The organism is Ulvibacter sp. MAR_2010_11 (genome assembly GCF_002813135.1).
In the GTDB taxonomy this organism is placed as follows: domain Bacteria; phylum Bacteroidota; class Bacteroidia; order Flavobacteriales; family Flavobacteriaceae; genus Altibacter.
The window spans coordinates 3022725-3033586 of sequence record NZ_PHTY01000001.1 but is presented as its reverse complement, the minus strand read 5'-3'; the positions used below and the strand labels follow the sequence as shown (position 1 = coordinate 3033586).

The 10862-nt window shown below is 40.8% G+C and carries 4 protein-coding genes and 2 pseudogenes; all 6 read left to right on the top strand.

The features are described from left to right. Positions 1–75 precede the first annotated feature (75 nt). The 6 genes and pseudogenes from ATE92_RS13925 to ATE92_RS13900 all read left to right on the top strand — a co-directional run bounded on the left by ATE92_RS13925 (position 76) and on the right by ATE92_RS13900 (position 10841). Entirely contained in the window at positions 76–483 is a 408-nt protein-coding gene (locus ATE92_RS13925; RefSeq protein WP_157809655.1) for a DUF4835 family protein, read from the top strand. Next, complete coding sequence (locus ATE92_RS13920) at positions 483–752, top strand: DUF4835 family protein (protein ID WP_369819728.1); 270 nt, start codon at positions 483–485, stop codon at positions 750–752. The genes ATE92_RS13925 and ATE92_RS13920 overlap by 1 nt, the downstream gene beginning before the upstream one ends. 90 nt (positions 753–842) lie before the next feature. Beyond that, positions 843–2482: pseudogene (locus ATE92_RS14280) on the top strand (DNA repair protein RecN). Between the two features lie 75 nt (positions 2483–2557). After that, a pseudogene (locus ATE92_RS13910) lies at positions 2558–3377 on the top strand (enoyl-ACP reductase). Between the two features lie 172 nt (positions 3378–3549). After that, positions 3550–7008, top strand: coding sequence for a PA domain-containing protein (locus tag ATE92_RS13905; protein WP_157809507.1), 3459 nt, complete (start codon positions 3550–3552; stop codon positions 7006–7008). A gap of 176 nt (positions 7009–7184) precedes the next feature. Further along, complete coding sequence (locus tag ATE92_RS13900) at positions 7185–10841, top strand: PA domain-containing protein (protein WP_157809653.1); 3657 nt, start codon at positions 7185–7187, stop codon at positions 10839–10841. The last annotated feature ends 21 nt before the right edge of the window (positions 10842–10862 follow it).

The window sequence follows — 10862 nt, the reverse complement described above, 5'->3', positions numbered from 1 at the left end:
AACTTACCGAGTTTTTGAACAACACCAAATGGACGGATAAGGTCTATAAAAAATCAGGAGCGAATCGATTGTAACATGTCTATTATTATTTCGGAATACAGTGGAGATACCTTTACAGCTACCCTCCAGGTACAGTCGTCACGCCCTGTTTTCGGGTCGACCTACGACAGTCCGATATACAATTACAACGACAAAAACTTCAATTTTAAGTATACCGAGTTTCAACCCCTTACTTTTAATATTAATACGTTCGACTCTAATTTAATCTCTGTTTTGGCGTATCATGTCTATACTATTATCGGACTCGATGCAGCTACCTATTCACAAAACGGAGGTGCGGAGTATTTTGAAATTGCAAAGCAAATTGTAAATACTGCTGCATCCAGTGGTTTTATTGGTTGGCGTCCTACCGATGGGTGCAATCGCGTTACCGTTTTAATGATGCGGTGTTGTCTAATGTATATGCCGAATTCCATACAGTAATGTACGAATATCACCGTCTTGGGATGGATGTGATGGTTCAGAATCAACGGGACGCAAAGCTGAAATTAATAGATGCCTTGGCCAGAATGAAAAATGTAAACGACCGAAGACCTAATTCGTTTCTGGTGCGCACCTTTTTTGACGCCAAAAGTGATGAAATTCAGGCAGTTTTTAGCGGAGGACCTTCGGTTGATATCGTCACTTTAGTTGAAAATCTAAATAGAATGGCACCCACCAAACGTTCTAATTGGACCGAAATTAAGTTTTAAACAACCCTCCTTTTTCTTGCAGGAATAATAAAACTCTTCTATTTTAGAAGTTGTCAAGCTATTGTGCTTTTTCTAACTTAATTTGCGGTTGTGATTACCACACTTTCCATAAAAAACTATGCCTTAATCGATGATATCCGTGTTGATTTCAACAAGGGACTTACTATCATTACAGGGGAAACAGGAGCCGGTAAATCTATTTTATTGGGAGCCTTGGCATTGGTGTTGGGAAAGAGAGCAGATTTGAGCAGTGTAAAGAATTCTTCAAAAAAATGTATTATCGAAGCCGAATTTGCCTTGGATGGATACAATCTACAATCGGTTTTTGATGAAAACGATCTGGATTACGAGTCGCATACAATTATCCGTCGGGAAATTTTGCCCAATGGAAAATCGAGAGCCTTCGTAAATGACACGCCGGTGATGTTGCAACAGTTGCAGGCATTGGGGCCGCATTTGGTCGATATTCACAGTCAGCATGAGACCCTGACCCTTTCGTCTGAAACATTTCAGTTGGAAGTGATAGATGCGTTGGCAAATACTTCGGAAGAGCTTCAAAAGTATTCCCAGAAATTAGAGCAATACAAAGCACTTTCAGAAGAACTTTCGGCGTTAAAAAATACCCAGGAAAACGCTACGAAGGAATTAGATTACAATACCTTTTTGTACAATGAACTGAAAGAAATAGAGCTCGAAAAAATAAATCAGCAGGAGTTGGAAGAAACCTATGAAACGCTTTCCAATACCGAAGAAATTCAGGAATCTCTTTCAAAAATAGTTCAATTACTTTCCGAAGAACAAATAGGGAGTCTCACTACGCTGAAGGAAGCGCGGCCTTGGGGAAGTTGAGTTTTTCTTCGGAATTTGAATCGCTTGGAATCGCTTAAACAGTGTTGTTATAGAGTTGGAAGACATTTTGGAGACAGCCGAAGATAGTGCAGCTACCATTGAAGCCGATCCCGAAAAATTAACGCTCAATGAAAAGTTGCAAGCCCTATACAAACTGCAGCATAAACACACTGTGGGCTCGGTGGACGAACTCAAAGTCATTGAAACAGATTAGAAAACAAAAAAATTGAGATGACATTACATCTGAGGCGTATTAAAACCACGGCCGAAGCCCTTGCGGTTTGTAAGATGCGACCTCTCAACTGGGACAAGCGATACATGTAAAACGCAAGGAGGCTATTCCTGTATTAAAGGAAAAGTTGGAATCGTTTTTAAGCGAGTTGGGTCTTCCTAATGCGCGATTTAAATTTGAGCTAACATCTGCCGAAAACTTTCGAAAAAACGGAACCGATTCGTTAGAACTTTTGTTTACCGCGAACAAAGGACTGCCTTTTGGTTTATTAAAAAAAGTTGCTTCGGGAAGGGAATTAAGTCGGATAATGCTTGCCTGTTAAAGCCGTCTTGACGAAATACAAAAAAACTCCCTACTATCATCTTCGATGAAATTGACACGGGAGTTTCGGGGGAGATTGCGCACAAGATGGCAACAATTTTAAGCGGGATGAGCCAATCCATGCAATTATTCAGCATTACACATTACCGCAGATTGCGGCAAAGGGGGAACATCATATTAAGGTATATAAGGAAGACCAAGATGCGATAACGGTTACACGTTTAAAGACACTGGACGAGGAAGAGCGTATTCTGGAAATTGCGCAGATGATTGGAGGTATAAAAGTTACGGATTCGCTTTGGCACACGCCAAAGAATTATTGAATTAAATGTATCTTTGTTTTTTATCGTTTACATATATTAAACAAGAATTCAACATAGTATAGACATAAAATTGGAACAACATGGCATATAACTTACTAAAAGGGAAAAGAGGAATTATTTTTGGGGCTTTGGATGAAAATTCGATTGCCTGGAAGACCGCAGAGCGTGTTCATGAAGAGGGTGGAAGCTTTGTGTTAACCAATGCTCCAATAGCTATGCGAATGGGACAAATTAATGCCTTAGCTGAAAAAACCGGGTCACAAATAATCCCTGCGGATGCTACAAGTATGGAAGATTTGGAAAATTTAGTGGAAAAGGCCACAGAGATTTTAGGAGGAAAATTAGATTTTGTGTTGCACTCTATTGGAATGTCTGTAAACGTGCGTAAAGGAAAACTCTATACCGACCAGAATTACGACTGGACACATAAAGGATGGGATGTATCTGCAGTTTCCTTTCACAAGACCATGAGTGTCTTATACAATAAGGACGCCATGAATGAATGGGGGAGCATTGTTGCTTTAACCTATATGGCAGCACAACGTGTTTTTTCCTGACTATAATGATATGGCCGATAACAAGGCGTATTTAGAATCTATAGCGCGCAGTTTTGGGTATTTCTTTGGAAGAGACAAAAAGGTGCGTGTAAATACCATTTCACAATCACCAACACCAACTACTGCCGGGCAGGGTGTAAAAGGTTTTGATGGTTTTATAGCCTATGCCGAAAAAATGTCGCCATTAGGAAATGCAACGGCCTTGGATTGTGCAAATTATACGGTTTCATTATTTAGTGATTTAACCAAACGGGTTACGTTGCAAAATCTTTATAATGACGGCGGATTTTCCAATATGGGAGTAAGCAATGAGGTTATGAAGACGTTTATGGATGGCCAATAATAGCTAGCTGTAATTCCCTGAATGCTTTAGAAGGCGCTCGGATTAAGGTTTTTACTGTTTTTGCGGGTGAATTCCGACTTCGTCGAAAAAAAAACTGTAGCTTGTCGAAATTTGTATGAATGGTAATGTTTTTTTTCCTATTTTTAATAGAATATTAACTAATCTATTAATTATGAGAAAAATTACTTTCCTATGGTGCTTATTGATTTGTCTCACGACAACTTTAAGTGCGCAAGAATTACGTCCATCGTCCACGATGGATGATTTGTTAAAAAAGTATTCCCAAGTCGGGAATCAAACTGGAAGTATTTCCGATTTTTTTACAGCCTCTGAGCAGCAAAAGCTCAAGGAACACTTTTCAAAAAGAAAGGTTATTCCTAATAGTAGTCCGGTAATTTATGCTCCTACAGGAGGAGATTCTTTCTTAGGATCTCGAAGAACGGGCACACCAATTTTTAATTTACCAGCCGGATCGGCTACACTTGGTGACGGGCTGCAAGAAGCAGCTGCTGTTGTGATTACACATAGTGTTACGCAAACTATTAATCCGGGTGATGGAATTACTTGTAATACAGGAGGTATTGCAAATAATAATAGCTTTTTCAGAGATTTTGATCTATCGACCTTTGGAATTAGCGGAGATTTTGAAGTAACTAGTGCAGAATTTGGGATTGAAACAATTTCTTCAAATTTCCCTGTTACTGTAAATATCTATTCAATAGTTGGAGCTTGGCCAGGAGGTGCATTGACACTTGAGGGAACAACCGTTTATAATGCAGTTCCCGGTGATGCCGGTACTGTTGTTTCAGTTCCTATTAGTGCAACTATTCCTGCCGGTTTACATATGATTTACGAACTAGCAATTGTAGGTAATGGCTCTACTTCATTTTTCCTTGGATGTAATTTAGATGGACAAACAGGTCCTTCTTGGATTACGGCTCCGGATTGTGGTGCCAATACCCCAACCGATTTATTCGCTGCTTTTGGATTGAATAATTCATTTGTTATGAATATAGTAGGAGACGAAGCCGGTGGCGGCGGTGGTGGCACAGGATTGGCTTATGGAGCACTTACGTTCCCGGCCCCTGAGATGTTCATTAATTTTGATCCTACCACTCCTGATGTTTTAAACAATGTTGGTCCGGCTGGTACAGTAGGTCCAAACTTCGAAGGATCAGGTGCGATTGATCCTAATAATCCAAATACCGCTATCGTAGTAAATAATGTTGGAGGTATCTTTTCCGTAGATATTACTACCGGAGTTTATACTTCTCTTGGAAATGTTGGATTACCAGGAGGATTAAATGGTCTTGAATTCAATCCAGTTGATGGAGTGCTATATGGAGTTGATGGAACTACCTTATATACGGTAGACCCGGGCGTTCCTTCTGCTACGGCCGTAGGCCCATTAGGAAGTGCAGGACTTGCAATTGCATTGGCTATTAATGGTGCAGGAGAGGCTTATACTTACGATATTGTTGATGATAATTCATATTCAATAAACCTGGCAACAGGAGCTGCCACATTATTAGGACCTACCGGCTTTGACGGTAACTTCGGTCAAGGAATGACTTGGGACCCTAACACCGATACAATTTATCTGGCAGCATTTAATAATGGAGCATTTTTAGGAGAATGGAGATCATTTAATACAGGAACCGGTGCAACCACACTTCTAGGTGTTTTAGGAGGCACTACTCCGGGAGGAACCAATCAAGTTGCTTGGGCAAGTATTTCTGGTGCAGGTCCGGTAGCGGATAACGATGATTGTGCTAATGCTACTGAAGTTTCATGTGGTAACACCTATTTAGGTGATACTTCCGATAATACAGATCAAGGTGGATTTGATACCTCTCCCGATGAGTGGTTCGAGTTTACCGGTTCTGGTTCTTTTGAGTATGTTACCTTATCACTTTGTGATGGCGGTACCGGATTCGATTCACGATTAACTGTGTTTGATGCCTGTGGCGGAGCTCAGGTAGCTACTAACGATGATTTCTGTGGCTTACAGTCTGAATTGACATTTACCTCTAACGGTACTTCTACCTATTATATAGCTGTTGAAGGATTTGGAGGAGCAACCGGAGCCTTTAGTATGGCAGTATCGTGTGTTCCTGCACCACCACCACCATCAAACGATTTATGTGCTAATGCAATTGCCGTTAGTTGTGGTGATTTTATTTCAGGTACTACTATTGATGCGACCATCGATTCAGCTGTAGCACCATTGTGTGATACAGGAGTAACTTCTCCTGGTGTTTGGTATGTACTTACAGACAACACAGGTTTAGTAACCGATATTACCATTACAATGTGTACGGGTACAACGGACTATGATGCTAAACTATCTGTGTATACAGGAGACTGTGGTGCACCACCGTTAACTTGTGTTGTAGGAAATGATGATACTTGTGGATTACAGTCTGAAGTTTCTTTCCAAAGTGATGGAAATACGACCTTCCTTATATTAGTACATGGATTTGGTGGCGCAACCGGAAACTTTGAATTAGATATTCAGTGTACTCCAATACCACCACCGAATGATGAAATTGCTAATTCTATTGATGTTGATGAGATAGGATGTCCTTATACAGACCCAGCTGTGGCTATGCCTGCTGCTACTAGTGAAGCCGGTGGTACACCAGCTGGCTGTGATAATGCAGGTGCAAGAGGGGTATGGTATAACTTTACACCGACAACTGATGGAACTGCGTCAGCATCTATTCAGAACCAACCGACTCCTCAAGTGAATTTAATTGTAAATAACGGGCCTTTAGCAGGTTATTACGCAGCAGTCCCGGCGAGTTTTGGAGGAACATTAACAACATTCCCATTAACTCAGGATACAGCTGTGGTAATTGATGATAATTCCGGCGGAGGAACAGATGAGAATGACGCTTGTGATCCAGTTACTAATGGAGGAGCCTTAGCAGGAAAGATTGCTATTGTTCGACGAGGAAGTTGTGAATTTGGTGCTAAAGCTTTAGCAGCTGAAATGGCAGGTGCAATTGCCGTAATTGTGGTGAACAATAATCCAGATCCCCCAATTGTTATGGGAGGTGGTGCCGTTGGAGACCAAGTTACTATTCCTGCCGTAATGGTTGCTGATGTTTTTGGTGAAGCACTTATTGCTGAAGTATTAGGCGGCGGTACTGTGAATGCTACTTTGGTGATGTTGTTTCAACAATTTAGCTCTATTACATTCTATACCGCACCAGACGAAAATGCAGTTGAGACTGATCTTGTTTTGGTAGACTATTGGGATAATCAATGTGCTCCTGGAACTTCAGCTTCTATACCAACTGTAGCTGGTCAAACATATTATGTTTATGCTGTAAATCATGGAGGAATTGCGGATATTTTTATTGAATGTGATGTCCTTGACGTAGAAGATAATGTTATTGCTGGATTTAGTTTCTATCCAAACCCGGCAGATGATGTTCTTAATCTAACTGCGGTAAACATAATTGAAAGTGCAACTATATATAATATGTTAGGTCAAAAAGTAGTAGACCAAAATATAGAAGCCACCACTTCTCAGTTGAATATTTCAAATCTTGCCACCGGATCTTATGTAATGAAAGTTACAGTGAACGGCCACGTTGGAACTTACAAACTTCTGAAGAAGTAATATTTTTCAAATTGATTAAAAACCTCCCGATTTGCAAAAGCAAATCGGGAGGTTTTGTTTTTATGAAGATTGGAAAGACAGATACAATTATTATTTCTGCATGAGCCCGTTGAATAAAATATTAATGTCTATATTTATGAGATAAAACTAATTATTCAATAAATTAAATTCAAATTATGAAAAAATTTACTTTTCTATGGGGTTTATTGCTTTGCCTATCGGCAACTTTAAGTGCCCAAGATTTACGTCCATCGTCATCAACGATGGATGATTTGTTACATAGGTATTCTCAGGTTGGGAATCAAGCGGGAAGTGTCTCCGATTTTTTTACTGCCTCCGAGCAGCAATTACTTAGAAATCATCTCAACAATCGGGTTCTTCCAGTTCCCTCTCCGCAGATAGCGGCTTTGTTGGATAGATTGGATGAAGTGGGTATATCTGCGGGTATGGAAGCTGCGGGATTATTTACCGACTATGAAAGAGGCCTGTTAAACAGGTATTATGCACAGGCATATGATGCTAATAACCAACGCTCGGCTCCCGGAGATGTTTATGCGCTTAATTTAAGAGTGTCATGCGGGAATGATTTTGGTATTTTCCCATTAGCAGGGCCCTACAATATTGCGCCTATAACAACTATCACAACTTCGATATTCGCAGGTGATTTAGACGGAAGTGGGACACTTTATGCGCTCGATAACACTGCGCTTACCTTACTTACCATTGACAAAACTACCGGTGCTGAAACGACCGTTGGTCCGTTAACCAATATCGTACCAGGAGATGGAACCAGAGGTCTTGCTTGGAATGAGGCAGATGGTACTATGTATATGATGGGAGGACAAGGAGAAAATGCCAGTATATATTCAGTTAATTTGGCTACAGGAGAATTAACACTTGTTAGTACTGCAAACGTTACTGGATGGTTGCCAATTTGGCTTGCTATAGACAATAACGGTAATGCTTTTATGGCGGATATTGCGCTGGATAATTTGTATTCAGTCAATTTAGCCACCGGAGCTGCAACTCTTGTAGGTCCTTTAGGGGTTAACATCAATTTTGCACAAGATGCAGATTTTGACCCGGATACAAACACACTTTATATGGCTGCCTATTTAGGAGGTGGTGTAAATCAATTTTGTTCAGTGAACACAGCAACAGGCGCCGCCACTTCATTAGGGTCTGTAAATGCAGATTGTGCCGAAGTTGGTATTGTTGCGATAGAAGGAACCACTATAGTTCCACCTGGATCAGGCCTAGCTTATGGAGCACTTACGTTCCCGGCCCCTGAGATGTTCATTAATTTTGATCCTACCACTCCTGATGTTTTAAACAATGTTGGCCCGGCTGGTACAGTAGGTCCAAACTTCGAAGGTTCAGGTGCGATTGATCCTGCTAACCCAACAACAGCTACTGTAGTAAATAATGTTGGAGGTATCTTTTCCTTAGATATTACTACCGGAACATATACTTCTCTCGGAAATGTTGGATTGCCAGGAGGATTAAATGGTCTTGAATACAATCCAGTTGATGGAGTGCTATATGGAGTTGATGGAACTACCTTATATACGGTAGACCCATCTGTTCCTTCTGCTACGGCTGTAGGCCCATTAGGAAGTGCAGGTCTTGCAATTGCATTAGCTATTAATGGTGCAGGTGAGGCTTATACTTACGATATTGTTGATGATAATTCATATTCAATAAACCTGGCAACAGGAGCTGCTACATTATTAGGACCTACCGGCTTTGACGGTAACTTCGGTCAAGGAATGACTTGGGACCCTAATACCGATACAATTTATCTGGCAGCATTTAATAATGGAGCATTTTTAGGAGAATGGAGATCATTTAATACAGCAACCGGTGCAACCACACTTCTAGGTGTTTTAGGAGGTACTACTCCGGGAGGAACCAATCAAGTTGCTTGGGCAAGTATTCCTGGCAGTGGACCAGCAGCGGATAACGATGATTGTGCTAATGCTACTGAAGTTTCATGTGGTAACACCTATTTAGGTGATACTTCCGATAATACAGATCAAGGTGGATTTGATACCTCTCCCGATGAGTGGTTCGAGTTTACCGGTACAGGATCTTTTGAGTTTGTGACCATATCACTTTGTGATGGCGGTACCGGATTCGATTCACGATTAACTGTGTTTGATGCCTGTGGCGGAGCTCAGGTAGCTACTAACGATGATTTCTGTGGCTTACAGTCTGAATTGACATTTACCTCTAACGGTACTTCTACCTATTATATAGCTGTTGAAGGATTTGGAGGAGCAACCGGAGCCTTTAGTATGGCAGTATCGTGTGTTCCTGCACCACCACCACCATCAAACGATTTATGTGCTAATGCAATTGCCGTTAGTTGTGGTGATTTTATTTCAGGTACTACTATTGATGCGACCATCGATTCAGCTGTAGCACCATTGTGTGATACAGGAGTAACTTCTCCTGGTGTTTGGTATGTACTTACAGACAACACAGGTTTAGTAACCGATATTACCATTACAATGTGTACGGGTACAACGGACTATGATGCTAAACTATCTGTGTATACAGGAGACTGTGGTGCACCACCGTTAACTTGTGTTGTAGGAAATGATGATACTTGTGGATTACAGTCTGAAGTTTCTTTCCAAAGTGATGGAAATACGACCTTCCTTATATTAGTACATGGATTTGGTGGCGCAACCGGAAACTTTGAATTAGATATTCAGTGTACTCCAATACCACCACCGAATGATGAAATTGCTAATTCTATTGATGTTGATGAGATAGGATGTCCTTATACAGACCCAGCTGTGGCTATGCCTGCTGCTACTAGTGAAGCCGGTGGTACACCAGCTGGCTGTGATAATGCAGGTGCAAGAGGGGTATGGTATAACTTTACACCGACAACTGATGGAACTGCGTCAGCATCTATTCAGAATCAACCGACTCCTCAAGTGAATTTAATTGTAAATAACGGGCCTTTAGCAGGTTATTACGCAGCAGTCCCGGCGAGTTTTGGAGGAACATTAACAACATTCCCATTAACTCAGGATACAGCTGTGGTAATTGATGATAATTCCGGCGGAGGAACAGATGAGAATGACGCTTGTGATCCAGTTACTAACGGAGGAGCCTTAGCAGGAAAGATTGCTATTGTTCGACGAGGAAGTTGTGAATTTGGCGCTAAAGCTTTAGCAGCTGAAATGGCAGGTGCAATTGCCGTAATTGTGGTGAACAATAATCCAGATCCCCCAATTGTTATGGGAGGTGGTGCCGTTGGAGACCAGGTTACTATTCCAGCCGTAATGGTTGCTGATGTTTTTGGAGAAGCACTTATTGCTGAAGTATTAGGCGGCGGTACTGTGAATGCTACTTTGGTGATGTTATTTCAACAATTTAGCTCTATTACATTCTATACCGCACCAGACGAAAATGCAGTTGAGACTGATCTTGTTTTGGTAGACTATTGGGATAATCAATGTGCTCCTGGAACTTCAGCTTCTATACCAACTGTAGCTGGTCAAACATATTATGTTTTTGCTGTAAATCATGGAGGAATTGCGGATATTTTTATTGAATGTGATGTCCTTGACGTAGAAGATAATGTTATTGCTGGATTTAGTTTCTATCCAAACCCGGCAGATGATGTTCTTAATCTAACTGCGGTAAACATAATTGAAAGTGTGTCTATATATAATATGTTAGGTCAAAAAGTAGTAGACCAAAATATAGAAGCCACCACTTCTCAGTTGAATATTTCAAATCTTGCCACCGGATCTTATGTAATGAACGTTACAGTGAACGGCCAAGTTGGAACTTACAAACTTCTGAAGAAGTAATATTTTTCAAATTAATTTTAG

What these genes read in the sequence shown, in the direction of transcription:
- ATE92_RS13925 (WP_157809655.1), top strand. Translation starts at nt 76, where the DNA reads ATGTCTATTATTATTTCGGAATACAGTGGAGATACCTTTACAGCTACC.
- ATE92_RS13920 (WP_369819728.1), top strand. Translation starts at nt 483, where the DNA reads ATGTACGAATATCACCGTCTTGGGATGGATGTGATGGTTCAGAATCAA.
- ATE92_RS13905 (WP_157809507.1), top strand. Translation starts at nt 3,550, where the DNA reads ATGAGAAAAATTACTTTCCTATGGTGCTTATTGATTTGTCTCACGACA.
- ATE92_RS13900 (WP_157809653.1), top strand. Translation starts at nt 7,185, where the DNA reads ATGAAAAAATTTACTTTTCTATGGGGTTTATTGCTTTGCCTATCGGCA.